At 57.9% G+C, this 25,849-nt stretch carries 21 protein-coding genes; 10 read left to right on the forward strand and 11 right to left on the reverse strand.

The annotated features are described in order from the left end of the window. Window positions 1-12: 12 nt before the first annotated feature. Complete coding sequence (locus ASG67_RS18445) at window positions 13-783, reverse strand: recombinase family protein (protein ID WP_082543527.1); 771 nt, start codon at window positions 781-783, stop codon at window positions 13-15. A 1,010-nt stretch (window positions 784-1,793) separates the two neighbouring features. Here ASG67_RS18445 and ASG67_RS18975 point away from each other — a divergent pair. The 6 genes from ASG67_RS18975 to ASG67_RS19875 all read left to right on the forward strand — a co-directional run bounded on the left by ASG67_RS18975 (window position 1,794) and on the right by ASG67_RS19875 (window position 5,642). Then, entirely contained in the window at window positions 1,794-2,483 is a 690-nt protein-coding gene (locus tag ASG67_RS18975; RefSeq protein ID WP_156460824.1) for a hypothetical protein, read from the forward strand. 262 nt (window positions 2,484-2,745) lie between these two features. Then, window positions 2,746-3,093: a hypothetical protein gene (locus ASG67_RS13705; protein WP_056531268.1), complete on the forward strand. Its 348-nt coding sequence runs from the start codon at window positions 2,746-2,748 to the stop codon at window positions 3,091-3,093. A gap of 25 nt (window positions 3,094-3,118) precedes the next feature. After that, window positions 3,119-3,700: a hypothetical protein gene (locus ASG67_RS13710; protein ID WP_056531270.1), complete on the forward strand. Its 582-nt coding sequence runs from the start codon at window positions 3,119-3,121 to the stop codon at window positions 3,698-3,700. A gap of 504 nt (window positions 3,701-4,204) precedes the next feature. Then, window positions 4,205-4,399 (forward strand): PEPxxWA-CTERM sorting domain-containing protein, encoded by a 195-nt coding sequence (locus tag ASG67_RS19870; RefSeq protein ID WP_082543528.1) that lies wholly within the window; start codon window positions 4,205-4,207, stop codon window positions 4,397-4,399. A gap of 140 nt (window positions 4,400-4,539) precedes the next feature. Continuing rightward, window positions 4,540-4,728: a DUF6771 family protein gene (locus ASG67_RS18980; RefSeq protein ID WP_156460825.1), complete on the forward strand. Its 189-nt coding sequence runs from the start codon at window positions 4,540-4,542 to the stop codon at window positions 4,726-4,728. 632 nt (window positions 4,729-5,360) lie between these two features. Beyond that, on the forward strand, window positions 5,361-5,642 hold the full coding sequence (locus ASG67_RS19875; RefSeq protein WP_414887642.1) for a thermonuclease family protein: 282 nt from the start codon (window positions 5,361-5,363) through the stop codon (window positions 5,640-5,642). Between the two features lie 634 nt (window positions 5,643-6,276). Here the strand turns inward: ASG67_RS19875 and ASG67_RS13725 are convergent. The 4 genes from ASG67_RS13725 to ASG67_RS13730 form a co-directional block, all read right to left on the reverse strand. After that, complete coding sequence (locus ASG67_RS13725; protein WP_156460826.1) at window positions 6,277-7,710, reverse strand: hypothetical protein; 1,434 nt, start codon at window positions 7,708-7,710, stop codon at window positions 6,277-6,279. A gap of 469 nt (window positions 7,711-8,179) precedes the next feature. Next, window positions 8,180-8,452, reverse strand: a complete 273-nt coding sequence (locus ASG67_RS18985; protein WP_156460827.1) for a hypothetical protein — start codon at window positions 8,450-8,452, stop codon at window positions 8,180-8,182. A gap of 11 nt (window positions 8,453-8,463) precedes the next feature. Next, window positions 8,464-8,649 (reverse strand): AlpA family phage regulatory protein, encoded by a 186-nt coding sequence (locus tag ASG67_RS19880; protein ID WP_082543529.1) that lies wholly within the window; start codon window positions 8,647-8,649, stop codon window positions 8,464-8,466. Between the two features lie 144 nt (window positions 8,650-8,793). After that, window positions 8,794-9,990: a tyrosine-type recombinase/integrase gene (locus ASG67_RS13730; RefSeq protein ID WP_056531278.1), complete on the reverse strand. Its 1,197-nt coding sequence runs from the start codon at window positions 9,988-9,990 to the stop codon at window positions 8,794-8,796. A gap of 366 nt (window positions 9,991-10,356) precedes the next feature. Here ASG67_RS13730 and ASG67_RS13735 point away from each other — a divergent pair, with 366 nt between their 5' ends. Continuing rightward, window positions 10,357-10,803, forward strand: coding sequence for a VOC family protein (locus tag ASG67_RS13735; protein WP_056531280.1), 447 nt, complete (start codon window positions 10,357-10,359; stop codon window positions 10,801-10,803). 305 nt (window positions 10,804-11,108) lie between these two features. Beyond that, complete coding sequence (locus ASG67_RS13740; protein WP_056531282.1) at window positions 11,109-14,024, forward strand: TonB-dependent receptor domain-containing protein; 2,916 nt, start codon at window positions 11,109-11,111, stop codon at window positions 14,022-14,024. A 263-nt stretch (window positions 14,025-14,287) separates the two neighbouring features. Here the strand turns inward: ASG67_RS13740 and ASG67_RS13745 are convergent, their stop codons facing one another. The 6 genes from ASG67_RS13745 to ASG67_RS13770 all read right to left on the reverse strand — a co-directional run bounded on the left by ASG67_RS13745 (window position 14,288) and on the right by ASG67_RS13770 (window position 20,209). Beyond that, window positions 14,288-15,487 (reverse strand): UxaA family hydrolase, encoded by a 1,200-nt coding sequence (locus ASG67_RS13745; RefSeq protein ID WP_056531283.1) that lies wholly within the window; start codon window positions 15,485-15,487, stop codon window positions 14,288-14,290. Further along, window positions 15,484-15,783, reverse strand: a complete 300-nt coding sequence (locus tag ASG67_RS13750; protein WP_056531285.1) for a UxaA family hydrolase — start codon at window positions 15,781-15,783, stop codon at window positions 15,484-15,486. Before ASG67_RS13750 ends, ASG67_RS13745 begins: the two co-directional genes overlap by 4 nt. Continuing rightward, entirely contained in the window at window positions 15,780-16,814 is a 1,035-nt protein-coding gene (locus tag ASG67_RS13755; RefSeq protein ID WP_056531287.1) for an aldo/keto reductase, read from the reverse strand. The genes ASG67_RS13750 and ASG67_RS13755 overlap by 4 nt, the downstream gene beginning before the upstream one ends. Continuing rightward, window positions 16,811-18,124 carry an L-fucose:H+ symporter permease gene (fucP, locus tag ASG67_RS13760; protein WP_056531289.1) on the reverse strand — a complete coding sequence of 438 codons (1,314 nt, stop codon included), beginning with the start codon at window positions 18,122-18,124 and terminating at the stop codon, window positions 16,811-16,813. Before fucP ends, ASG67_RS13755 begins: the two co-directional genes overlap by 4 nt. 190 nt (window positions 18,125-18,314) lie before the next feature. Continuing rightward, the gene (locus ASG67_RS13765; RefSeq protein ID WP_056531291.1) at window positions 18,315-19,106 is read right to left on the reverse strand and encodes an IclR family transcriptional regulator; all 792 of its coding nucleotides are present in this window, start codon (window positions 19,104-19,106) and stop codon (window positions 18,315-18,317) included. A 92-nt stretch (window positions 19,107-19,198) separates the two neighbouring features. Further along, entirely contained in the window at window positions 19,199-20,209 is a 1,011-nt protein-coding gene (locus tag ASG67_RS13770; RefSeq protein ID WP_056531293.1) for a zinc-binding alcohol dehydrogenase family protein, read from the reverse strand. A gap of 277 nt (window positions 20,210-20,486) precedes the next feature. Between ASG67_RS13770 and ASG67_RS13775 the strand changes: the two genes are divergently transcribed. Together ASG67_RS13775 and ASG67_RS13780 are read left to right on the forward strand one after the other, a co-directional pair. After that, window positions 20,487-22,976 (forward strand): glycosyl hydrolase family 95 catalytic domain-containing protein, encoded by a 2,490-nt coding sequence (locus ASG67_RS13775; protein ID WP_056531295.1) that lies wholly within the window; start codon window positions 20,487-20,489, stop codon window positions 22,974-22,976. A 55-nt stretch (window positions 22,977-23,031) separates the two neighbouring features. Further along, window positions 23,032-25,779 carry a TonB-dependent receptor gene (locus tag ASG67_RS13780; protein WP_056531297.1) on the forward strand — a complete coding sequence of 916 codons (2,748 nt, stop codon included), beginning with the start codon at window positions 23,032-23,034 and terminating at the stop codon, window positions 25,777-25,779. Window positions 25,780-25,849 lie beyond the last annotated feature (70 nt).

Consider the following 25,849-nt stretch of genomic DNA (forward strand, 5'->3'; position numbering starts at 1 on the left):
GGAAGGGGTAACCTAAACGGTCGCATTCGATGCGACACACTCTAGGGGGCTCGGAATGTAGCCCCTAGAGTTTTCTGTGGTGGCTAGGTTTGTAGCGCCGGTTTCGGGCCTACGACGCTCGATTACCCGTTTGATCTGTGCCGCGCTCCATTCACCGCCTCGCGGCGCTGTAATGCCTTCTACGGTAAGGGCCGCAGCTATCTCTCTTAGCGACACTGCCCCTTTGCTCTTCGCATGTTCGACCGACACAAGAACGTCACGCGCACGTTGATCTGCCGTCGCGGCACGAACCTTAGCGCTCGCTGCTGCTGCCGCTTTCGATGGCAGCGTGTGGCCACGTAAGCCGCCGAGAACTACCCCTCTTGCCTTCGCTGCCGCCAGCGCCGCCTTTGTTCGTGTCGATATAGCTTCGCGTTCCTGTTGGGCCACCAGCGCCATTACGCCGACTGTGAACGAGTTCGCGCCCGGCATGTCTGCCGCTACGAACGATGCCCCAGAGTTTTGCAGTTGCATAAGGAATGCGGCGTCACGCGATAGCCGATCAAGCTTTGCGACTATGAGCGTCGCGCCCATCGCTCTGCATAGGCGTAGCGCTTCCTGTAGCTGCGGACGGTTGTCCAAGCGCTTACCAGACTCGATTTCAACTACCTCTCCTACGAGGTCCCACGATCCGCCGTTTAGAAAAGTACGAACTGCAAGCTGTTGAGCTTCGAGGCCAAGACCGCTGCGGCCCTGTTTAGCAGTTGAGACCCTATAGTACGCCACATGTTTGCCGGTCGCCATCGAGTCGTTCCATTTGCTTCATCGTTCGTTGAAGCTGATGTAACACCGGCTTACGGTGGTGCAAGGGCCGATTGTGAAGCGAGGCCTATGAAATTAGCCTACCCCGCTATTGACGCTAACGATCATACGGTATGTTTAGGGCGCGATACATTTCACGACGCCGCCGATGCCGGCATGACGCCAACAAGCTATAGGTTGCCAGTAAATGGATAGTCAACTTTCCATAGAAGCTCTGCCTGAAGGCGCCCCGAAGTCGAAGCGGGATTATTTCGCTTTGTCCACAGAACAAGGTCTGCCCAAAAGGTGTCCAATCTTGCAGCGATGCGAACGTCGCACCTTCACGATTAAGGTCAGCCGATACAACGACGGAGAGCATTATGTTCTTCCAAATGAGCCGCAAAGTCCAGTGGTGAAAATGGTTGAAGAGGCTACTCTCGCTGGGGGAAGCAATAACTTCTATGTTAATCATATGTGCCCTGAGGTTGCACTGTTCGACCCTTCGAACTCATTTCCCTATATGTCGGGATTCCCGATGACAAGCGCAGAGTACGACAAGTATTGGTCACCGCAGTATCGGTTGCTCGATACGGGTCACTTCTCGGAGTGCTCGGAGTACATTGGTACGATTAATGATTCACATGGGCTACAAGAGCCACCTCCCACGCCTCCTGTGGCGGGCATCCAGCCCGTATCAGGGTTCAACGGGGCGAATGTCGGTAGGGATCTTATTGTTCATCTAGGAGGCCACCCGACTTCCTTGGAGAAGGCGTCGACCTGGGGGCGCTGGCTGAGTAACGGCAGTGCCATAGCTACGATAATGGCTCTGGTAGTTGGTTTGGCAGTGTGGCTGTATGGAGACAGCATCCTAAAGTAAGAATCTGAGCTGGGAGTAGGAGTGCTTCGTAGTGTCCGACAGTGTGAGTGTATAACGTGCGCTGCCGCAGATAAGAATGCAGTTTCGTCGGCTTTGGTCATGTTGGCGGGTGATACAGGTCGATAAGGATAATCACATGAGTCTGATCACGCTTTTGCGTAAGTTGCGGGGTCAGGCCGATCCGGTAGCGGTCGGTGCTATGCTGCTTTCTATTATGTCGCTTCTAGTTGCGATACGTAGCTGTGCCATATCCGATGATGCCTTAAATGAGACAAGGCTCCAATACAGGCAAGACAGGCAGCTTGTATTGACCGGTAGCTTCAAAGAACCCGGTCCATTGCATTGCGAGGATTGGAGCGTGAAGCCGATAGCAGAAGGTTTTCAGTATCAGCAGGGACGAGCATTCCTGCCTACACTCATAGATAGCGCCCCCGTCAAAATTGAATCAAGCGGCTGGGTTCACTTCCTGCACAGTGCCTGTGCTGCTATCAGTCGCTTTAGCGAGGAAAGAATGACGCCGAAGGAACCGGGGTTTGTTTCGGTAGGCGAAGGAGACATTCCACTGATATTAGAATCTTCCTATGCGGTAAAGGGAGAGGCTTATACTGATTCCTCTTTGTATCTATTGCATGGAATAACGGCAGTGCCACATAGCGGCGAGGGACCGACCACGGTCACTTTCACCGGTCTATCTTTTGTACAACGGCTGCCGGTCGATACAGAAGCGAACATCGCGTCACTCGATAAACTTTTCAACAGCGATAGCCTCCGCAAATACACAAAGCCCAAGCAACTTCATAAAGCCAACGAAGACCCGAAGTCCTAATAGGATCAAGGATGCCTGTTAGTAGTCCGTAGTCAGTAAAATACCCTGAATATCCTTGGTGTGAGGATTGGGTTTTGCCACCCCAGGCTATCTAATTGCTAGTGGGTATAAAAGCTCAAATGTAATCCGCCTTATCTTACCAACCAGTTGGTAGCTTGAATTAGCGGAAGAGCAATGAGCGGTTACCGAAACGCTGATGCGCCATGCGCCATGCGCCATGCGCCGGGGCGGCGTTTAAGGGCCGTGCAGTGGCAAGATGCGGATGCAGGACGGCCTTACCCATGCTCAGTATGTTCGTAAGGCCGTCGCCGACGAATTGAAGGTTGCCGGGGCCTATGCAAACCAGCCCGCCCGCGTGACGATCACCGGGGCCTTGGTCGAGATAGATTCATCATCCGGCTTGGGATCGAACAACGGGCGCTGGTCGATGACCCTGCGGCTTCAATCGAGCAATGGCGCATCCCTCACCACGTCCAACACCTATGACTTCCGTGCGGGCTTTGCTGCGACCGCCGCCTGTAACAACGTGGCAAAAGCCTTCGTCCCGGCGGTGCAGGATATCATCGGCAGGGCAGTGGCATCACCCGACTTCGCCGCGCTGGTGCGCTGATAGCTTCGAACCGAAAGGGAAAACGATGGGCTTTGGCGCTATCCTGCTAATTATCATCCTTGTCGCGTTTGGCCTGTTTGTCGGCTTTCTCGTAATGATGAACGGCGTCATCACGAAGAATCAAGCCAAGTTGGCAGCATCCATAGCGCAGCTTACCGAACGCTTCGGCACTGGCGACTATCATGCGACCCTGCCCGAATGCCGATGCATCGGTATCGCGTGGGACCAAGAACAGCTTGTCATGGGTGACGATCCAGACCGCGCTATCGGCATCCCTTTTGACGACATTAGGGGAGCGGAAATTGAGATAGATGGAGTGGACGTTACCACGTCCCGTTCGACCACCAGCAGCAACAGGGGATCGCAGCTTGTGGGCGGCGTTATCGGTGCCGCTGCCTTGGGGCCTGTAGGGCTATTAGCTGGTGGCCTGTCCGGTAGCTCGACCACGACCGGGACAGCGATTGGCGAGCGCAAGATAAATACGGTGAAGCTGGTTGTCCGCGTTGCAGACCGAGCCGCACCCTTACGCAAGTACAGCTTCTACGATGCCGGATATGGCGAAGGCTACTCCGCTGCCAATCCTATCGGTAAAATCATCAGACGATAAATGCGCCCACTTCCATGCCTTGGTCATTCAGGTAATGGAAGGCCGACATAGCTCAGTAGAAGCGGTTGTTGGGGAAATCAGATGATTTGGTATATCAAAGGAGCAATAATCGCGATAGTTTTGTCCGCGTCTCCGTCGGCATATGCAGCAAACGTGACGTATTACCTATCTGGGAAGATAACATCATTCAATGATGTCGAGAATACCTTGGGATTAAACAACCTTATCAGCAAGTAATTTAACATTTCCACTGATATTGATCTTCAAGGGGGCTATATAGATCATAGCTATCAAATTGATAGAGTTGGGCTTCTGAATGTAAGTGACCTTCTAAATGTTAATACTCCCAATGACGCCGCTTTCAATCAGCAGACTTCTGTTGGCGGCTATGCTGCTTTATCACCATTCGCTCCTATATATTGGACGACGAGTACCGGTGCATCTTACGCATGTCGAGGTTCTGGAAGTGTAGCCATCCTTAATAATGGCCAAGGGTCATTCTTAATGAGCTGTAACGCCAACCTTGACTGGATTGGCGCTTTTCCAACTTTCCATATAGGTGGCGTTGGGACATGGGGGCTGGCACCTGCCGCCCCCATCCCCGAACCTGCCACTTGGGCCATGATTCTGGTCGGCTTCGGTATGATCGGTGCAACCGCCCGCTATCGCCGCAAGGGCGCCCAAGTTCGTTACGCCTAATGCCCTCGTCTTAGGCGCGGTGGAGGGTCGTTGGCCGAAAGACCAGCGGCCCTTTTTGGTATCTCCCTTCCACAAGCCGGGATCGAATCTCCTTGTCCAATGTTCCCGTTCCGTTCTACTAGTAGAGCAAGGAGTCAGCCATGGGCATCATAACGGTCGAGCGGATTGCGGAGCTAATTGAGGAAGCGCCGGGTTGGGCGCTGGTCGCCCTAACGATGCCACAAGAGGGCCTTCGGGAAGCCGCACGGCATGAAGTAGCCAGCCACGTCTATAACGCCCTGTATGCGCTCCCTGTGGACGGCGGTAGCCAGCTTCCTCTGCCCTTGTGACAAGTGGGCAGCAATCAGCGCTTTGACACCCTCTACGACTTCACCCGACAGGGGATTAATCTGCATCTGGAATGCAGGAACCATCGGTGTCGCCACAAGGCTGTCCTGAATAGCGGGCTGGTCTGGCGATGGGGTTCTATCTGGCGTTGGCCTAAGAGCCTCGACGGGAACGTGATGGACCATTTCCGTTGTCATCGATGTGGGACCAGGAATCCAACGCCCCGTCCGACCGGACAGGGGATTAACCATATGCCCTTCTTTCCTGTCAGCGAGGGGGAATGGAAGCGGATGATGGCGAAGATTCGGGGATAGTCCGCATCCCAATCAATAACCGGCTGGCAAGCTTCCTCATTGATACGGGTCCTATGAGCTTCAAGAAACCCTTCCGTGCCGTGCCTATCAAGCTAGGTGCGCGCTACCGAGCTGAAAGGCGCCGGAAGCAGGTACGGTCATGGTTGGTCGCTATGACTGTGCTAGCGTCGAGTGCCGTCGTCGGCGTTGCCATTGGGATCGCCCCGACATTGCTTTCAGCCTCTACGGGTAATGCCGCTGCTAATACGACAGACACCCTTTACGGCTGCCGGGTGACAGACGGTGATACCATCCGGTGCGGTAAAGAGCGCATACGGCTAATGGGCATCGATGCCCCCGAGTTGCCCGGTCATTGCCGACAGGGCCGAGCTTGCGCGCCCGGTGACCCTTACCGTTCGACTGAAAGCCTGAGAGCAGCGATGCAAGGCAGGATGACTATCCAGCGATACAAACAAGATCGCTACGGACGTACAATAGCTACCATCGCCGGCAACAAGGGCGACTTGTCATGCTGGCAGCTAAAGCACCGACAAGCTATCTATAAGCCAAAATGGGATGAGGGCGGCATTGTGGCTAGTCTTTGCCCTGCCGCCCTTGACTAGGTTGATTCAGACCTTGCGACGAAACGCCCATACCAAGCTTGATAGGCTGGTGATGACTGCCGCTACAGCGATCAGCAACGATGAATCTGGAATGACCATGACGCGACTCCTTTCGTCATCGACTTATCAAAGCCCGGTACCTGTAGGACAGGAAAAAAGTACATATCAAGAACACAACATTTACGCCGCTTGTTGGAAGACGGGGACCGGTGCATCCCTCGATCATGAAACCAACCAACCCATGGCCCGCCATCACCGACGATGCCCGGGTAGAACGCCTGATCGCCGCCATACAAAAGGAAGTGGTAGGAGAATCAGGCGGGAAGGAACCCTATAGCGACGAAACAGAGCTACATGGCCCCGACCTAGCCAACGCCCTGTTATTCGTCCTAGCGACCGTCCTAGAGCCTTCGCCATCTTGCAACACACCGGCAGGGGTGCGGAAGATGGCAGGGGCTACAGGCAAGGAACTTCACCAGCTTATGAAAGAGACGCGGCAGATGAAGGCTGTGCCGATTGGGACGGTATAATCTAGGATACTTGAAGCCGAAGTCGTACCAATATGTGGGATTATCGTATATATTGCAGTCATTTAGTATAAGTCCGTATAAGCTAGGCTCACACAAAGCTTGGACTATTCTTTGATATCCAGCATGGGTTTTAAACCAAGATATCGCTGAAACTGCTGCTGCATTACCGTCTTGACGATCTCGACCTTTGACACCGGCACCCTTAGTGAATCATGAATAGGATAAGCCGGGATATCATAGACTGTAGCAAGCTCGACAACCGAAGCAATCATCGGTTCGCTTTCTCGGAATTGCAGATCGCCCCATCTGATTTTACAGTTTGGCCAGTCCTGTAACAGCGGAATGGCTATTAGAGTAGCCTCCTTGACTGCATTAAAATCATACTTTTGCAGATCAAGCTTGTCTTTGCTTTTCCTCTTCGCCGTCTCAACCGTCTCTTCGGGCCAATCGGCATGAAAGGCGCCGTAACCAAGGCTGGCGGTGATGAACGCCTTGATGACTGCACGGGGGAAATCACTAAAATCGTATAGGTCCGGGCGGTTCGGCATCGGGGTGTTCGTAAGCCGATGAAGGATCGTGATATGACTGGCCTTCACGTCAACCTCAACGGTCGGTTCGCCGTTGATGAGGATGGCCTTCCGTTCTTCCGCTGGCATCCCCTGTAGGGTAGACCCACCGATACCGTACAACCTGCCACCCTTATCTAAGTTGGCACCATCGATATCCCCACGGGCAAAGACGCGTTGAAAGGCGTAATGGGTAGCGTTCGTCAGGCGCTGCTTAGCCCAATAGGCATTGATGAAATCCACTTGCTCCGCGTACCGGATGGCGGTGGAATGATTGCGATCGAACCGCATCCGAACCCCCTCCTTAATGTAGGTCTTGGCCGTCTTAAGGACGATTGGGTCGGGGATCGATGCCGCCGCTGGCAGGTGTTCAAAATGGTCAATCAGGTTTGCCGGTGTGATGCCATAACCGGCGGCGTAGGCCAGCAGATCGGCGTTAGCCTTGGATCGGGTGGCAAACGACTTATCGCCCTTCCAATCCTTTTCTCCCTTTTCGTAATCGGTCAATCCAGCGACCCGAAGGCCGTGGACGCAATCACTAAATCCTCGGTAGCTGATATGTAATCCGGTGAAACATTCCGGCTTCATCTGCCGGTATCCGTAGGTATCCCTGTCTCTTCCTTCCAATACAAGAAGGTCATAAACCAGCGCGCCTAAAGCTGTATTCAAACACGTTGTTGGCTTATTCTTCTTTCCTGCCGCCTTAGATACCCTGATCGCCAGATCATCGATCATAGCTCTGGCCACGTTACTACAAGGTAGATAGATAAGCGCCAAATAAGCGCCATCCATCATATGGGTATTGAAGGTGCTGAAGTCCCTCTGAGTTTTGCTGTTTACTTTTATTATCTTCCTTTCAAACAAGATAGATTGGTTAGGATAAGAATTAGGTGGTGTTAGTTTGTTGTGATTACATTTAGGGTAACGGTTTTGATCGGTTAACGTTGTGTACGATACGGTTTCAATGTTCATGTTTATCCAAGTTTGGGTATGTTTAACTGTAAGTGAATAATGATGTTTATATCATAGTGTAATGGTTTGATTTCATAGCATATAAACAAAGCGCGAATGGCAATGCAGTGGTATTAAGGCGCGAAGTCCCTACTTTTCATCATCGTAAAGTATCGATGCGACGCCTTTAGGTTAACAAAAATGTATCCTCACCGTAGCTTCGGCGTCTAATAAGCAAATATGAGAGTAAAGTGACTGCTCGTCCGCCTAAGCCGGTAGATCGTTTTACAGACCTATTTGTAAGTTTGGCTCTCCAATGAGCAGGAGTCTTCTGAACACCGCTGCACGGCGATCCTAGGCGGGTTTTGAGGGCATTGGTGGCGTAGTTCGATAGAACTAACTCGCCGGTAATATCCAACGGTGCGATACGGGCGGCTAGCTCTAACGTGCCTCTCGCCCGTGCGCTTGCGCGATGGTAAGCCTATCGGGCTTAAGCGCTCTCGAATTCCCTTAAGCCCCGAATAGTATCGGCATGGCGGCTTATGCTTGCGGCCACAACTATCTGTGTCGTAGTCAATTGATGAACAACACTTTTAACACGATCGCGCTCCTGCCAATCCAGCGCTTTTCCTTCCAAGCACATATAGAGAAAGCTAATGATTTCTTGAAGCTCAGCTTCGACCTTAATCGCTTCTTCATACTGCGCCTCAAAGCGTCGATTTTCTCGTTTACGTAATAATTCTTGTACGGTGGTAATGATCATTTCCTTTCGATCTAGATAGAGGGTTGCCGAGACGACAGCCAATCAGCAACCGCCTCGCTTTTCCAACCAACGGCACGTTTACCGAGCAACAGGGGGCGTGGAAATTGGCCTGTCGCCATCCACTGGTAGAGGGTTGAACGGCTTACGCCGATTAACTGTAACAGTTCAGTTCGGCGAAGGATTGGGTTAGCTGCCATAGGTTTGCTCCGTTGTTGGAAGCCTATTCATAGGGCATCCGCGTCGGGTAAAAAACCGTTAGTATATTATTACTTCCGCAATTTGCGAAACTTTTCATAAGTTACTCAATTTGGTCACCTTGATTAAGCTGTTAGCCCGAAGTCCTAGATCTTGTTGTTACCGACGTAGGATGACCAGTCATTCATCAACGCGCGGCGCTTCTCAAAAAGGTCGGAACGAGCATAGGCGGCTTCGGCCTTGTCCTTTATGCCGTGCGCCATAGCCAACTCGATTACCTCGCGCGGGTGTGCCGTCGTCTCGCCAGACCAATCACGGAAGGACGACCGGAAGCCGTGCGGCACAGCTTCAATGCCAAGCTCCTTAACGAGCTTGGAGAGCGTCATATCAGACAGGGGCTTCCCCTCCTTGGTGCCGGGAAACACAAGGTCGTCGCTTTGCCGCTTTAAAGCCTTCGCTTCCTTCAAGATGGCGAGGCAACGGGTGGACAACGGCACTCTATGAGACTTCTTGGCCTTCATACGGGCAGCGGGGATAGTCCACACGGCATTCGATAGGTCGAACTCGCTCCACACCGCTTCCCGTGTCTCGCCTGATCGCGTTGCGGTAAGAACAAGGAACTCGAATGCCAGCTTTGTAGCTATACCGGCATCGCTGGCGCGTATCTTGGCGATAGCGTCACCTACCTTGTCATAGGGCAAAGCCTTACGATGCTCGACCTTCGACCGGTCATGTTTGGGAAGACCCTTGATCGTCGCTTTCGTAGGATTGTCCGTTCGCCAACCTTGGGCGATCGACCAATCGAGTACGGTACCAATCCGTTGCCTCACCCGACGCGCCGTTTCCGGTCGACTGTTCCAAATCGGCGTAAGGACAGCCAATACGTCGCTACTATTGATAATATCGACCCGCCTTTTACCAATGTAAGGAAATGCGTAAGTTGTCAGCGTATTAATCCACTGCTGACCGTGCTTATCGTTCTTCCACGTTGGCTTTGATAGTTCGTGGATACTCTTTGCCGCTTCCTCAAAGCTTAGGATGCTCGTAGAGCGCTTTTTCGCCGCGATGGGGTCATCACCTACCCTTGCAGCCTTTCGGTTCTGTAGGGCTGCTTCACGGGCTTCCGCGAGCGTCTTTCCGGCAGCATCGCCAGAGCCTAAGCCGATATCCCGGCGTTTACCCTGAATTACGATCCGTTGGACCCATCGCTTAGCGCCCGACGCATCAACCTTTAGGTAAAGACCGTGGCCGTCGCCATAGAAGCCGGCGACCTTGATTGTCCGCACAAAGGCAGCGCTAAGACGCTTCTCCCGATGCTGTCCGGTTGGTTTAATACCGCTCATAGCGCCCTACATAGCGACCAACATAAAGACTTGGAATACGCTGGATCGTGTCGGATCTCAACGGACAAACCATTCCGCTAAACAACTGGTTTACAATACAAATCTGGATTACATTGGTCCACATCGGAACACCTGATGGCGGACTCCGTCTCCGCCATAGCCGCAACTACGATGTTGAAAAATCGCAATATTGTAGAGGCCGTCGTTACTCTGCCATCATAAATATCGTGTAATGCGGACGGCCAGGTCAGCCTTTGCGCTCGTCCGGCATCGGTTTGAAACGACAATGCTGATGTCGATCAGCGCTGGTTGTGATTGAAGAGTGATCCGCTAGGCTCGGCGTTCCAGGGATTCAGGAAGCCGACCATGATCGCATATCTCGTTCTGCTGGCGCTAGCCTCGGCGCCACAATTGCCTGCCGACGCTCCGGTGCGGGCGGAGCATGTTGCGATCCAGTCGGCGGATATCGATCGCAGCGCAGCTTTCTATCGGGAGGCGTTCGGTCTGAAGATGATACCGACGCCGCTCAAGAACCGTCGATGGCTTGATCTCGGCAACGGACTGGCGCTCCATATTCTCGATGGCCGCACCGCGCCGAAGCCATCAAACCGTGATGAGCATCTCGCTCTTCACGTCAACGATCTGGCGGTGGTCACTAGTTGGCTTGACCGGCGCGGTCTCGTCTGGACCGATCTCGCCGGCAAACCGCGCACCATGCAAATCCGGTTCGACGGCGTCCGCCAAATCTATGTTCAGGACCCGGACGGCTATTGGCTGGAGATCGGCGATTCACGCGGCGTATCGACACCTTGATCGCAGGCAGCCTCGCTATTCGTATCTTCAAGTTCTGCACGCCAACACTCATTTGATTTTTTGCTACAAGCGCGAGGCGGGCTGTCGCCGTCGTGAACCTTGTGATGCAGCACTGCACCGCTGACGCGCGATGATCCCGATGACGGGGCTCGCGCGGGTTTGTGTTCGCATACAAATCATGTTGCAATTCGGTTACAGGTATTGAAATTTCGTTACTTGTATTAGGCCCACCTCGGACTTTCTATTGCAGCCCGGCGTGTTTTCCAGAAGGTCTGTCCTCACCAAATTCAGGGGGGCCTATACCGATGATGAACCGAACCTTGCTGCGCTCTGGCGTGTGCCTCGCTGCCGTGCTGATGAGCGGCACCACCGCATACGCTCAAGCCGTCGATGTCGGCCCTGCGGTCGCGGCCGATGCTTCCACCGGCGAGGCGGCCGATACGTCCGAGCCTGACGACATTATCGTTACCGGATCGCGGATTCGTCAGAGCCCGTTGGAGCAACGCTCGCCCGTCGTCACGCTGGATTCCGCCGCGCTGGCGCAAACCGGTCTCACCTCGGTGGCGGATATCCTGCAGCGTTTGCCAAGCGCGGCCGGCGGTCTCAACACCAAGGCCAACAACTCGGGTAATATCGGCAACCCGCAGGATGGTGGCGGGGTCGGCGCCGGCTCGGCCGAAATCGACCTTCGCTATCTGCTCGCGAAGCGCACGCTCGTGCTCGTCGACGGACTTCGCTACGTCAATGGCGCCTCGGCCAGCGGTATCCCCGGCGTGGTCGATCTGAACTCCATCCCGAACAGTGCGATCGAGCGCATCGAGGTGCTGCAATCCGGCCAGTCACCGCTCTATGGCTCGGACGCCATCGCCGGGGTCGTCAATATCATCACGAAGAGCAGCCAGCAGGGCCTGCGCATGTCCGGCCAATTCGGCACGTTTCGCGCGGGCGACGGACATTCTTACAATGGCGACATCAGCTATGGCGTGAAGGGACCGTCCACGTCGATGGTCATCGGCGCCAGCTATGTGAAGGAAGGAAGCGTTCGAACGCGGGATCGTGAGATTTCGCAGTTTCCCAATCCGGGGCAGACGTCTTGTACCGATCCGCGTGGCGGCTGTTCGGGCGCAGCGCTTGGCGGCCGGGTGGTATTCAATGCCGGCAATGCCATTCGCCCCCAGGGTGGCACCATCACTGTGCGCCAAAACGGCCTCACCACTCGCGGCGTCTATGATCCCACGCTGGTCGGTGGCGATTTTCGCGCGTTCACCGCGGCGGACCGCTTCAACTTCGCGCCGTTCAACTATTTCCTGACCCCGTCCGAACGCTATGGTGCGTTCGGCAGCTTCAGGCAGGAACTCGGCTCGGATATCAATCTACGCCTGAAGGCCGTCTATAATCGCCGGAACTCGCAGAACCAGGCCGCCTTCCTGCCGCTGAACGTCGGACCCGACGCAGGCACCGGCACGCTCACCGACCGGATTTCGATCGATGCGACAAACCCGTTCAATCCCTTCGGTGTCACGCTGTCAGCCGGCGGGGCCGGCCAGCCGGCCGCGAATTACGCGCTGATCGGCCGCCGCCTCGTCGAGGCGGGTCAGCGCACCTATAGTCAGCAGGTCGACACGATGACCCTGAGCGCCACGCTGGATGGCAAGTTCCAGATCGGCGAAAAGCGGTTCTACTGGGACGTGAACGCAGTACAGGGCTTGAACGACGCCAAGCAGGTTTTCACCGGCAACATCAACACGCAGCGCCTGGCACAAGCACTGGGCCCGCTTTCGCAATGCACGGGCGAATGCGTGCCGTTCAACATTTTCGGCGGCGCGGGTTCGATCACGCCGCAAATGCTTGCCTATGTCGGCTTTGTCGAGCGCGCCAAGAGCAACCAGGAACTGCAAGACTACACCGCCAACTTGTCCGGCGAACTCTTTGACCTGCCCGGCGGTCCGGTCGGTATCGCAGTCGGCTACGAACATCGTTATCAAGAGGGGTCGTTCACGCCCGATCCGCTGATCCAGGCGGGCTTTGGCGCCGACATCCCCGCGCAGGCCGCGCGGGGCGCCTTCAATTCGGACGAAGTGTACGGAGAAATCCGCATTCCGCTGCTGAAGGACGTACCATTCTTCAGTTCGCTGGAGGCATCCGGCGCGGTTCGCCATGTGAATTACTCGACGAGCGGCAGCAATACCACCTTCACCGCCACCGGACTGTGGAAGCCGATCCCCGATCTGCTGTTACGCGGCTCCTTCGCCGAAGGCTTCCGCGCCCCCAGCATCGGCGAGCTTTTCGGCGCACAGTCGCGATCCGATATCGGCGTGCCCGATCCGTGCAGCAATATCGCCGGCTCCCGTTATCAAGCATCGGCAACGGTGCGCGCAAATTGCACCGCGAACGGCGTGCCCGCCAACGGCAGCTATCAGGAACCGATCGGCCAGTTGGGCGTGACAACGGGTGGCAATCGCGCACTGGCGCCCGAGACTTCCAAGACGTGGCTGTTCGGTGGCGTCATCAGCCCGGCCTTTGTCCGGGAAAGCGGCTTCGCCAGCCAGTTCGCGCTGGAGGCGAATTACTACGACATCAAGGTGTCGGGCGCGATCGCCTCAACCAACCCGCAGGTAACGCTGGCTCGTTGCGCAGAGGCGGGCGATGCGCTGAGCTGCACGAACGTGGTGCGCAGCAGCAGCGGTCGGATTTCCAGCATCATCGGCCTGTTGCAGAATATCGGGCAGATCCGCACTCGCGGTATCGATCTGACGCTCAACTACCGGTCGCCCCAGACCGGCGCGGGCATCTTTGGCCTGTCGCTGAACGGCAACCACCTGATGAAGTACACCGAAACGACGCCGACCTCGACCGGGTTCAGTGCGATCAGCTATCGCGGCACCACCCGTGGTTCGCCGGATCAATCCTATCCCAAGTTCAAGGGAACCGGTGTCGTCAGCTGGAGCCTCGCTGACTTCGAAGCGTCGTTCACCGGCCGCTATATCAATCACGTTACCGAGAACACGGGAAACCGGTTGGCCAATACCTTTTACGGTGATGTCCAGCTGATCTTCGCGCCGTCCTTCCTCGATAAGAAGGTCGATTTCACGGTCGGCGTTCGCAATGTGTTTGATCAGGATCCGCCCGCCTGCACGACCTGCACCGGTCCGAACTACGACCCGACGACTTACGATGTCCCTGGTCAGTTCGGGTATCTTCGCGTCTCATACCGCATGTAACGACACTCGTTCGCCACCTTGTCCGATTGCGACAAGGTGGCGAACGGGGCGCGATGGTCGGGAGTAAGGACGGCGATTATATCGTCCTAGGTCTGCGAGATGCCTACGGGAATGAAACCCGCCGTCCCATCAATGTTGTCGGCGACACGATGACTTCGATCTTCGGCTTCGGCCCTCTCGTCGTCCTGTCGGGTGTATTTGGGTAGACGGAATCATGACTCGATGCGCAGCCTGTGTATCAGTTCTGACAGAACCCAATCCGACTACGACCCGCGAGCGAGACATCCTGGCCCCGCCGGCTGGCTAGTCTTGTAGGTTAAGACAAATTCCTGATGCCCCAGATCCTCCGATTTGGTTTTCCGACCATCCGCCACCATTTCGATCAGCTCGACGATTTCCGCCCCTACCTCATCAAGAGTGGCATCCCCTTCGAGGATACGACCGGCATCGATATCCATATCGTCTTCCATGCGACGATACGTTTCCGGATTGGCGCAAATCTTGATCACGGGAGAAATTGCCGAGCCGACGACCGAACCCCGGCCCGTGACGAACAGGTTGATGTGCGCGCCGCATGCGATCAGTTCCGCGATCTCGGCATTGTCGACGATGTTCGGAAATCCGAATTTCGGATCACCGGGGGGCACGACATCGAGAAGATACAGGCCCGGCGCCGATGCCTGTTCCGCCGGCAGGATCACGCCGTCGATCCGACGGCTGCCGGATTTTGCATATGCGCCGGCGGATTTTTCCTCCTGACTGGAAAGCCCCCCCTCGGCATTGCCAGGAGCAAAGCTGCCATATCCCATCGCGCGATAATAATGCTCGGCCTGTCGGATCGACGCGATGATCGCGTCAGCAACCATGAACGATGCCGCCCGCTCGGCCATATGGCCTTCGCAGCCGATCATCTCGCCTGTTTCCTCGAAAATACACGTCGCTCCCGCGTCGATCAGCGTATCGAAGGCGCGGCCAACAGCAGGATTTCCGGTGATTCCGCTGGTGCCATCCGACCCGCCGCAGATGGTGCCGATCACCAGTTCGGATCGATCCATCGCCACCCTGACGGCCCGGTCGTCGGCCATTTGAATAACCCGCCCCACCGCCGCCACGCCGTCAGCGATCGCCGCACGCGTACCGCCGACCTGCTGAATGACGACGGTTTCTACCGGGCGATGATGGTCGATAGCGTGAGCGGCGAGCGCTTCGCGATTGAAGCTCTCGCATCCCAGTGACAACAGCACGACGCCACCGACGTTGGGATGAGTTGTCAGCGCCTTCATCATCGCGAGGGCATAATCGTTGGGATAGCATCCGGGAAAGCCGATCAATTGAACGCGCGGGTCGTCGAATGACTGGACCACCCGCCGTGCCACATGGTGCGCGCATTCCACCAGATATACGACCAGGATCGCATCTCGGATGCCCTTGCGGCCGTCCGAGCGCAGCCACGCGTTCATCATGCCTGATCCCCAGCGGCATCACGCAGATGTGCCGGCATATAATCGCTCTTCATGTTGTGCATGTGGATCCACTCACCAGGCGCGGCATCGGCCGTCATCGACCCAATCGCCATCCCGTATTTCACGACCTTGTCCCCGACCTTTAGCGGGATCAGCGCCAGTTTGTGACCCAGCGGCACACGGACGGTGACCATGAATTCCTGGTGGTCGGTTGCGATGGTCTCACCGGCCTCGATATCGCGGCAACAGACGACGACATTGTCTGTGGACGTCAGCTGGATCACGGCCGTCGTCACCGGGCAGCCGTCGGCACGGGCGCGTCGCGTCGGATGAGGTTCTGCTCGCGCAACTCATTCCAGAAATCGTCGGGAATCTGTTCGCGGTATAGCGTCATCGTCTGCTGGACCCGGTCGGCGCTGCCGAGGCCGGGGATAACGCTGGCCACCTGGCGGTTTGCCAGTACGAATTGCAGGGCCGCAGCCGGCAGGCTGACGCCGTGCCGATCAGCGACATCCTCAATCTGACGGACGCGCGCCACGACATGTTCGGGTGCTATGCCATAGTCGTAATGAACCACCCCGCCGCCCTTGGTTCCCATGGCCAGAATGCCACTATTATATGGTCCGCCGATCACGATCGACGTATTGTCAGACGCTGAGGCGGGGAACAGTTCGTCGAGCGCATCATGTTCAAGAAGCGTGTAGCGACCAGCCAGCAATATGACGTCCAGACGGGTCTCATGCATGGCGTCCAAACAGACGTCGATCTCGTTCACGCCAAGACCGAATGCCTTGATCGCCCCCTCGTCGCGCAAACGTTCAAGTGCCCTGAAGCCGCCGCCCGTGGTCAATTGGTCCCAATAATATGAAGCGCGAGACGCATGGGTCCGTTGTCCGATGTCATGCACATACAGGATATCGACATGATCCAGGCCCAGCCGCTGCAGGCTATGGTCGTGGCTCCTGAGTATGCCATCACCCGTATAGTCGTATGTCATCTGGAACGGCATCGGTGACCGGAAACCGTCTCGCTCCCGGTCATCGATCACGGTAGAATCGGGCTGCATCAATCGGCCCACCTTGGTGGAGACGATCAGCTCGGTTCGTAACCGCACGGCGTCTCCGGTGCGCCGTTCCGACAGACCGCGGCCATAATGCGGTGCCGTATCGATATAGCCAATCCCGGCCTCGATCGCGCGGTCGAGAGCAGCCCGTGCTACCGCGTCGCTGACCGGGGTAAACAGATTGCCCAGCGTCGCTGCCCCGAAGCCGAGTTCGGTGACGAGGAGATCAGTCGCGCCTAACGACCGTCGTGGAATGGCCGTCATGCCATGGCTTTCGTCGAGCCCGCATCCGAACGCGTGCAGGCCATCGCGAACACGAACACGACGGCGAAGCAGACTGCCGGTACGAGCATTGCCGTCGAAATGCCGGCTCGGTCGGAAACCCATCCGGTCAGGGCAGTGACCCCTGCCCCGCCGATGATCGCCATGATGATGAGCGACGAACCCAAACGACGAAGCGGTCCCAGCCCTTCCACGCCCAACGCGAAAATCGTGGGAAACTGGATCGACATGAAGAAACTCGCGGCGACCAAGGCATAAAGCCCCGCGTGACCGTCAAGCGTCGCGGCAGCGATCGCCAGCCCGGCCGATATCGCCGCAAATACGGCAAGCAAACGGACAGGCGCGATGCGTGCCATCAACGCGGTGCCGGCAAAACGACCAACCGAGAACAGGATCAGCGAGGCGAACAGCGCATCTGCGCCACCGCGCTCCGATACGCCGAGATTTCCCTGAGCGTAGCGGATCGTGTAGCTCCACAATCCGACCTGTGCCCCGACGTAGAAGAATTGGGCGACCACCGCACCCACCAGCCGGGGGCGGCGCAAGACATCGGCAAAACTTCCCGGTCGGGCGCCCGATCCTGTTTCACGTCGAACGCCTCCTGGAAAACGTAAAAATGCCGCCGTTACGGCGAACAGCAGGACGACGCCGGCGATCACCAGATAGGGCACGGCCACGGCCTGGACTTCGGACTGCAGGAATGCCGTGCGAGCGGCATCGCTCATGGCCGAGAGCGCCCGTTCATCATGCTCGATGCCCGACAGAATGAAATTGCGACCGATCAGAATTCCACTGATGGCCCCCAGCGGATTGGCCGCTTGCGCCCAATTCAGTCGTCTCGTCGCCGTGGATGGATCACCCAGCTCGGTAATCAGTGGATTGGCGGAGGTCTCCAGAAACGCGAGACCGGCCGCAATGACAAACAAGGCGAAGAGAAAAAGCTGATAAGCGCTGAGAAGTGCCGCGGGGTAAAAGAGCAACGCGCCGGCTGCGTAGAGCGAAAGGCCCGTTACGATCCCGGCCTTGTATCCATAGCGCCGCAGGACCGCCGATGCCGGAATGGCAAAGATGAAATATCCCAGGTAGAAAACTTGCTGAACGAAGCTGGTACCAAAATCCGATAAGGTGAACGCCTTCCTGAAATGCGCGATCAGAATATCGTTCAGATTATTTGCCATTCCCCACAAGAAAAAGAGGGACACGGTGATGACGAGAGCGGGGCGATAATTGCGGTCGCCGATGCCAGCGGGATCGGCGATGTTTTCATCCACGATATCGGGGGCTGCGTGCATCAGGCGCCCCTTTCCGCGTTGCTGAAAAATGCCACCGGTACGGGGAACGGCTGAAACGCCCTGAACCGATGGAAGTCGCCGCTATCCAAGCTGGTCATCGAAGCGCCTCTCACATAAATATTATTTTATCGGTAAAAGCTAGTTTGCATCCGCAGATATCGCAAGATAAAATCGGTAGCTCGACGATCGGCTAGTCGAGCTGCGGACGGGTATATCCCAGTCGATCCGAAATCCGTGCCGCCGCTTCGCCAAGGCGCAGCCGAGCCGCGGTTGCGTCAAGTTTTTGAGAGCCGTCGATCAATTCCAGAAATGGGATCGTCAGGGCCGCCATCAGTCCGCCGTCGAAGCCGAAGAGCGGATAACTCATATCAGTCACGCCGAATGTGACCGGGCTTCGCCGCACGTCGAACCCTTCAGCGCGCACCCTTTTGAGGCGTAGCTGAAGTGCCGCCACATCAACCGGCGGTTGCCGCTCATGCAGCAGCCTGTCGATCAACAGTTCTGCCTTGTCGGGTGGCGACATCGCCAAGAGGATATGTCCCGAACAGCTGTTCAACAGGTCGATGCTGGCGCCCAGGCGGAGCGCGAAGCCGCGGGTGGCCGGGTTCTCCTCGCGGGCCACGATCATACCCTGCGTGCCGCTGACGACGACCAGATGGCAGGACTGTTCGATATCCTGCGCCAACGCCCGCATTTCCGGTAGAGCCGCCTCCACGACATTCTGCGCGGGCGTCGCGCTGAATGCGAGGTCGAGCAGCTTATAGGCCACCGAATAGCGATCGGTGACCGGCGATTTCTGAAGATAGCCGTGCCGTTCCATCACGATGACAATGCGGAACAATTCCCCAACCGACCGGTCGAGGACGGCGGACATCTCGCTGATCGTGGCGCCGCTGTTTTGCTTGGCAAGCAGCTCCAGAATTTCAAATGCCTTTTCAAGAGCCGGAGCGGCATAGCTTCCCTTGGGGCCTTCTCGCGTCATATCTTCTCCCGTCGACGGGATCGACGGTAACGGTTGCGTCACGTCAGAACAATCACGCGCCGGAGCAACATGCGCCGCCGCGGGTAGCCCCGTCAGAACGTCGCGATCGCCTTCAAGACGTGATCGGCGCCGGCGATCAATTCGGAAATCCGCGTGGGGAGTTCGTCCGCATCCACACTGTGGGTGTGAAGCGCATCGGTATCGATCTTGCCGTTTCGGATCGCCGCGATCACCCGGTCAAAGTCGGTGGAAAGCGCATTTCGACTGGCGATCAGCGTCGTCTCGCGTTTGTGGAATTCGGGATCGGGAAAGACCAGGTCGCCCTTGACGACACTGATCAAAACATAACTTCCGCCCTGGGCCACATAATTCAAGCCGGTACACATCGCATCGATGTTGCCGGTGGCATCGAAGACGCAGTCAAAGAAGTCGCCGTCCGTCTGCTCCGCAAGCGTTTGATGGATCGCGCTATCGACGAGCACGGTGCTGTCGAAGCCCAGCCGTTGACGGGCGTAATCCAGCCGCGCCGCGCGAGTATCAATGATTGTGACCGCCGCACCGTCCAGTCGCGCAAACAGGGCAGCGGCGATACCGATCGGGCCAGCACCGACGACGAGCACGCGATCGCCCGATCGTAAGCCGCCACGGTTGACGGCATGGGCTCCGATCGCAAGGAATTCGACCATCGCCGCCTGCGACAGCGAAAGGCCCGTCGCATCGACCACCGCCGACTGTCTGACGACGATGCGATCCTGCATGCCGCCATCGATATGAACCCCCAATACCGCGATACGAGCACAGCAATTGGGCTTGCCCCTCCGACAGGCCACACAGGCGCCGCACGAAAGATACGGGTTGATCGTGACCACCTGGCCCTGTCGCAATGCCGATCCATCCGGCGCGGCCAAAACCTCGCCCGCCAATTCATGGCCCATGACGCGGGGATAACTGAGGAATGGCTGGTTGCCGGTGAAGATATGATAGTCCGTGCCGCACAGGCCGACGCGGCGGATGCGGATCTCGACTTCATCCTCCGCACGGACCGGCGGCGCGCTCTGGATCACCTCGAGAGATAGTGGTTCTCGACACATCACGACGCGCATCGTTGGCTTCCCTCTCAGATTTTGCTCTGTCTTATTCCACATATGAAATAGTATTTCTTCTTATGCAAGATAGGTGCTTGTCATCGGCATTTTCCTTGCGTGCTGAGGTTGAGGTTCGACGTGCTCGGAAACGATGGAATTAGCCGTTGGCGCATATGGTTCGCCGGAAAACATCTGTTTGCACCGGGCTGATATACGTCAGGGTCGCGTACTGTCCTATTGACACCCTCTCATCAGCGAATATACTTTTTCATATAAGCAAAGACGGGAGAGGTGGATGACCGGCGAATTCTCGCGACGCGATCTGTTGGAAGCTGGCGGCATCGCGGTCGCTGCCACCGGTCTTGCCGCCCTTCCGCTTCGCGCCATGCCGGCTTCTTCGACGGATGATCATCGGCTGTGGTTCGACGCACCCGCGACCCGTTGGGTGGATGGGCTGCCTGTCGGTAACGGGCGGCTGGGGGCGATGGTCCGCGGGGAGGTCATGCGCGAAGTCCTGTCTTTGAACGACGACACGCTCTGGTCCGGCTACCCCACACCGAACGCAAACAGCGAGGCGATCCGCGCCCTTCCCGGCGTGCGTGAGGCGACGTTCGCCGGCGACAACCACGAAGCCGACAAGCGCGCCATGCGACTGCAGGGCCCGTTCAGCCAAAGCTATGAACCGCTCGGCGACCTGACCATCACGATGAATCATGGCGGATCGGCGTCAGGCTATCGTCGCGCGCTTGACCTCGATCAGGCCGAAGCGACGGTCAGTTACGCAGTTGGCAGCACCCGTTATCGCCGGGAGGTTTTTGTCTCTCATCCGGATCAGCTGATCGTGGTGCGACTGACGGCGGAAGGTGGTGCCATCGACTGCGATCTGGCCATGGCCACCTTGCTGCGCGGTGAGAGTCGGGCGGTGGGCAAGCGGCTGATCCTGCGCGGCAAAGCGCCGGCCTCGTGCGCGCCGAACTATCGCAAGATTGCCGATCCGGTAGTTTATGACGACGCACCGGGCAAAGGCATGGCCTTCGTCGCCCTCGTCGATGTCGAAACACGCGGCGGCAAGGCCACGGCGCGGGATAGGATGATCGAGGTACGGGGCGCCAGCGAAGTGGTCCTGCGCATCGCCGCCGCCACCGGCTTTCGCCGGTTCGACCAAATGCCCGACCTGTCGAGCGACGAGATCGAAGCCAGAGCGGCCGCGGTATTGAAAGCCGCGGCTGGCAAGCGCTTTGCCGCACTGCGCAGCGTGCATGTTGCCGATCACCAGCAACTCTACCGACGCGCGTCGTTACAGCTGGACGGCGGATCGGCCGACCAGCCGACCGGGGCTAGGCGGATGGGCAATGTTCGCGCCTCTGATCCGGGACTGGCCGCGCTGCTGTTCCATTTCGGTCGATACCTTCTGATCGCCAGTTCGCGGGCAGGCACTCAACCTGCCAATCTGCAGGGCATCTGGAACGCCGAAGTCCGACCGCCGTGGAGCAGCAACCACACGACGAACATCAACACCCAGATGATGTATTGGCCGGCGGAGACGGCCAATCTGGCGGACTGTCACACGGCGCTGTTCGACTGGATGGAGCATGTGGCGGTACGGGGTCGTGCCGTCGCGCGCGACTATTACGGCATGCCCGGCTGGTGCCTTCATCACAACAGCGACGTCTGGGCGATGGCAAATCCCGTCGGCGAGAGGGACAGTACGCCGGTCTGGGCCAACTGGCCGATGGGCGGTCCATGGCTCGCCCAGCATCCATGGCAGCATTACCTGTTCAGCGGCGACGTCGCTTTCTTGCGGGAGCGTGGCTATCCGTTGATGCGCGGCTGTGCAGAGTTCTGCGCCGCCTGGCTGGTCGCCGATCCCCAGAATGGCCGGCTGACGACTGCGCCGTCAGTATCGCCGGAAAACCAGTTTCTTGCCGCCGATGGCAAGCCCGCGTCCATCAGTGCCGGCTGCACCATGGACCTCGCCTTGACGCGCGAAATCTTCACGAATTGTATTGCGGCCGCACAGATATTGGGAGTCGACGGGCCGTTTGCGGCCCACCTGACCGATCTGGCGAAGCGGTTGGCGCCGTACCAGATCGGCTCGCACGGCCAGTTGCAGGAATGGTCGCGTGATTTCCCGGAATCCGAGCCCGGTCACCGGCACGTCTCGCATCTATATCCGCTATATCCGGGGAACGAGTTCACGCCCTCGCGTACGCCTCGCTGGGCCAAGGCGGTGGCGACGTCGATGCAACGTCGAGAAGACAATGGCGGTGCGGCAACCGGGTGGAGCCGTGCCTGGGCGACCTGCATCTGGGCAAGGATGGGGGACGATGCACGATCGGGAAAATCGATCGATGCGTTCTTCGCTCATAGCGTTCTCGACAATCTGTTCGACACGCACCCCTCCGGCAACGGGCCGATCTTTCAGATCGACGGCAATTTCGGGATCACCGCAGCGATCGCCGAGATGCTGTTGCAGAGCCATGACGGCGCGATCGCACTTTTGCCTGCGGTGCCGCCGGCGTGGCGCAGCGGCAGCGCGCGCGGCCTGCGCGCGCGGGGCGGCATCACCGTCGATCAACGCTGGAGCGCGGGACAGTTGGATGGCGCCGACCTGCATTTCGTCAGCGGCGTCGATGCATTGATCCGATTGCCCGCCGGGCGACAATTGCTGGCGGCCACGCGTGATGGCGCGACGGTCGCCATCCGCGCCGGTGACGGCGGACTGCATGTTCCCGGTCGTCGCGGCGACACCATCACGTTGAACATCGGCGCTGCTCGGGCGTGACAATCATCATCGGCGACCCGTCACCAAGGGCGGGCGCCATCACAGGGAGAGTAGAATGACGACATCTTTTCTGACCGGTACCGCATCGCTGCTGGCGATCACGGTCGCGTCATCGGCCATGGCGCAGACCGTGCCTGCCGAGGCGCCAGCCACGCCCGTCGCCGCACCGGCCACGCAAGATGATCCGGTCGACGCCGCCGCGGGCGGAGAGGAGATCGTGGTCACGGGCATTCGCCGCAGTTTGGCCGATGCCACCGCGTTGAAGCGCAACAACATCGGCATCGTCGACGCCATTTCCTCCGAAGACATCGGCCGTTTTCCCGACCAGAATCTCGCGGAATCGCTCCAGCGCGTCACGGGCGTGCAGATCACGCGTAACAAGGGTGAAGGATCGCGCGTCGCACTGCGCGGCCTTGGGCCCAATTTCACGCAGACGCTATACAATGGCAGGCAGATCGCGACGCCCGGTGGCGGGCGGAGCTTCTCCTTCACGTCGCTGTCGTCCGATTTTGTCAGCGCCGTCGAGGTCATCAAGTCGCCAAGCGCCGAACAAGTCGAGGGCGGCCTTGCCGGTCTGGTCAACGTGCGCGTCGCACGCCCGCTGGACGCCGGGCGCGACGTGATCGCCGTCACCGCCGAGGGTATTTACGAGGAAAATCCGAACCGCGTCACGCCGCACGCATCGCTGTTCGTCAACAAGGTCATCAATGACCGCTTCGCCGCCAATTTCGGCATCAACTATGAAAAGCGCCGCGTCCTCTCAGCCGGCTATCTGGGCTATGGCGCGGAAAATGGGATCGAGGCACGGCGCAACCCACCGCTCGACTATAATCGCGATGGCGATTTCAACGATGCCTACCGGTTTATCCACACGACCAACCTGGTCGCGCAGGATGGAAAGTTCGAACGCGTGACGATGATCGGCGGGTTTCAGTTCAAACCGACCGATACGCTCGACCTGTACGCCGACGGCTTTTTCTCCGATTTCAAAGACTACTCAATCTATAACGAGCACCAGGTCCGTTTCACCAACATCCAGGGTACGGGCGCCGGGATCGTCGGTAGCACCGTCGCTGACGGGTATTTGACCGCGCTCGATGCCAACGGCGTCGATCACCGCTCCGATACGCGGCCGATCGACACGCGCGACAAACTGTTCACCGGTGCGGCAGGCGGCATCTGGACGCTGGACCAATTGAAGGTGTCGAGCGAATTTACCTATTCAAAGGCGCGGCGCATCTCGAGCAACTATGGCTTTGCGATCAATTCGCGCGCGCGGGCCAGCTACGACACCGGGGGGAACCTAGGGCGCGAACCCACCGTCGCGTTCCAGCGTGGCTATGACCCGCTCGATCCCTCGACCTTCAATCTGCTTGCAGTCGGCGGCACGTACCGCGCGCCCAGCATCGACCGCAATTACGATGGACGGCTGGACGTAGCGAGGGACATCGACCTGGCTGATGCGAAATTGGTATTGAAGGCGGGCGGCATGTTCGCGAACCGGAAAAGCGCCTTCAACTCGCGGACGTTCAACCTGACGTCGCAGCAGTTCGCCGCCGCTCTGGGTCAGCCATACAACGCCAATGTGGAGGGCGGCAGCACCTCGGCTGCCCCCATCCTGGGGCAGGTCGATTACTCGAAGTTCGTGCAGCCTTCGCTCGGCGTCTATCTCGCGCCGAACCTTAATGCCTTCTTCGACCGGATACCGCTGTCGACGGTATTGTCGCTCGCACCGCCGCAGGCGCAGCTCGCCAACGATTTCACGGTCACCGAACGCTCCTATGCCGGCTATGGCCAGCTCGATATCCGGGCGCTCAACGATCGTTTCAACGGCAATGTCGGGCTGCGCTACGTTCATACCGACCAGACGTCGGATGGCAATGCCGCCGACCTGTCCACGCTACTCGTGCGGCGCGGCGGTATCATCACGGTCGTGCAGGGAACGACACCCGTATCGATCGACAACAGCTATTCCGAATGGCTGCCGAGCGCCAACCTGTCCTATGATCTGACCCCGCAGTTGAAGATACGCGGGGCTGTCGCGCGGACGCTGACCCGGCCTGACATCGGCCTGCTTTCGCCAACGCTCAGCGTTGACGCCAACACCAGCACCATCAATGCACGTAACCCCAACTTGCGGCCTTACCTGTCGAACCAGATCGACCTGTCGCTTGAATATTATTTCGCGAAATCCGGACTGCTGTCAGCGGCGGTATTCTACAAGGACGTCAAGAACTTCATCATCAATTCGGCGAACTCGGTGACGCAGACCGTGCAGCTGGAGGAAGGCGGTAGCCGCCAGCAGGTGTTCCTGCTTCGCCAGCCGCGCAATGGCGCCAGCAGCAAGATCAAGGGTTTTGAGTTGGGCGCGCAGGTTCCGTTCACGTTCCTGCCCGGGCCGTTCGACGGGCTGGGCGTGCTGGGGAACTTCACCTACCTCGACCTGGGCGACGTCGTGGTTACGCAGGGACAGCCGGCCATTCCGATCTCCGGCGCATCGAAGCGGAGCTACAATATCGCGGGATATTATGAGAAATCCGGCTTTGGCATCCGCGCCTCGTATAACTATCGCAACGGCTTCGTGAACGACCCGACCAGCACGTTCGGCGACGGGGACTATCAGCGTTCCTATGGACAGTTGGATATCTCGGCGAGCTACGACCTGAACCGCATGGTGACCCTGAACGCCGATCTGACCAATGCGACCAACGCGAAGATCATCAACGACACCGGCGTCGGGCTGCTGCGCGGTATCGTGGATAACGGTCGGCGCGTAACGGCGGGCGTACGCGTTCGCTTCTGAGAAATCGCGCTGGGGCCGTCATCGGCGCAGGACCAGCATGGCGGCTTCGCGCAAAGGGTGCATCCTCGCG

The organism is Sphingomonas sp. Leaf339, assembly GCF_001426195.1.
GTDB lineage: Bacteria > Pseudomonadota > Alphaproteobacteria > Sphingomonadales > Sphingomonadaceae > Sphingomonas.

Coding starts and splice junctions, on each gene's coding strand:
- fucP (WP_056531289.1), bottom strand. CDS start 18,124: ATGCACGCAGCCCCCGATATCGTGGATGAAAACATCGCCGATCCCGCT.
- ASG67_RS13745 (WP_056531283.1), bottom strand. CDS start 15,487: ATGATGAACGCGTGGCTGCGCTCGGACGGCCGCAAGGGCATCCGAGAT.
- ASG67_RS18980 (WP_156460825.1), top strand. CDS start 4,540: ATGGGCATCATAACGGTCGAGCGGATTGCGGAGCTAATTGAGGAAGCG.
- ASG67_RS13770 (WP_056531293.1), bottom strand. CDS start 20,209: ATGCGCGTCGTGATGTGTCGAGAACCACTATCTCTCGAGGTGATCCAG.
- ASG67_RS13705 (WP_056531268.1), top strand. CDS start 2,746: ATGCAGGACGGCCTTACCCATGCTCAGTATGTTCGTAAGGCCGTCGCC.
- ASG67_RS19870 (WP_082543528.1), top strand. CDS start 4,205: ATGAGCTGTAACGCCAACCTTGACTGGATTGGCGCTTTTCCAACTTTC.
- ASG67_RS19880 (WP_082543529.1), bottom strand. CDS start 8,649: ATGGCAGCTAACCCAATCCTTCGCCGAACTGAACTGTTACAGTTAATC.
- ASG67_RS18975 (WP_156460824.1), top strand. CDS start 1,794: ATGAGTCTGATCACGCTTTTGCGTAAGTTGCGGGGTCAGGCCGATCCG.
- ASG67_RS13725 (WP_156460826.1), bottom strand. CDS start 7,710: ATGAACATTGAAACCGTATCGTACACAACGTTAACCGATCAAAACCGT.
- ASG67_RS13740 (WP_056531282.1), top strand. CDS start 11,109: ATGATGAACCGAACCTTGCTGCGCTCTGGCGTGTGCCTCGCTGCCGTG.
- ASG67_RS13710 (WP_056531270.1), top strand. CDS start 3,119: ATGGGCTTTGGCGCTATCCTGCTAATTATCATCCTTGTCGCGTTTGGC.
- ASG67_RS18985 (WP_156460827.1), bottom strand. CDS start 8,452: ATGATCATTACCACCGTACAAGAATTATTACGTAAACGAGAAAATCGA.
- ASG67_RS13780 (WP_056531297.1), top strand. CDS start 23,032: ATGACGACATCTTTTCTGACCGGTACCGCATCGCTGCTGGCGATCACG.
- ASG67_RS13775 (WP_056531295.1), top strand. CDS start 20,487: ATGACCGGCGAATTCTCGCGACGCGATCTGTTGGAAGCTGGCGGCATC.
- ASG67_RS13755 (WP_056531287.1), bottom strand. CDS start 16,814: ATGACGGCCATTCCACGACGGTCGTTAGGCGCGACTGATCTCCTCGTC.
- ASG67_RS13765 (WP_056531291.1), bottom strand. CDS start 19,106: ATGACGCGAGAAGGCCCCAAGGGAAGCTATGCCGCTCCGGCTCTTGAA.
- ASG67_RS13735 (WP_056531280.1), top strand. CDS start 10,357: ATGATCGCATATCTCGTTCTGCTGGCGCTAGCCTCGGCGCCACAATTG.
- ASG67_RS18445 (WP_082543527.1), bottom strand. CDS start 783: ATGGCGACCGGCAAACATGTGGCGTACTATAGGGTCTCAACTGCTAAA.
- ASG67_RS19875 (WP_414887642.1), top strand. CDS start 5,361: ATGGGCATCGATGCCCCCGAGTTGCCCGGTCATTGCCGACAGGGCCGA.
- ASG67_RS13730 (WP_056531278.1), bottom strand. CDS start 9,990: ATGAGCGGTATTAAACCAACCGGACAGCATCGGGAGAAGCGTCTTAGC.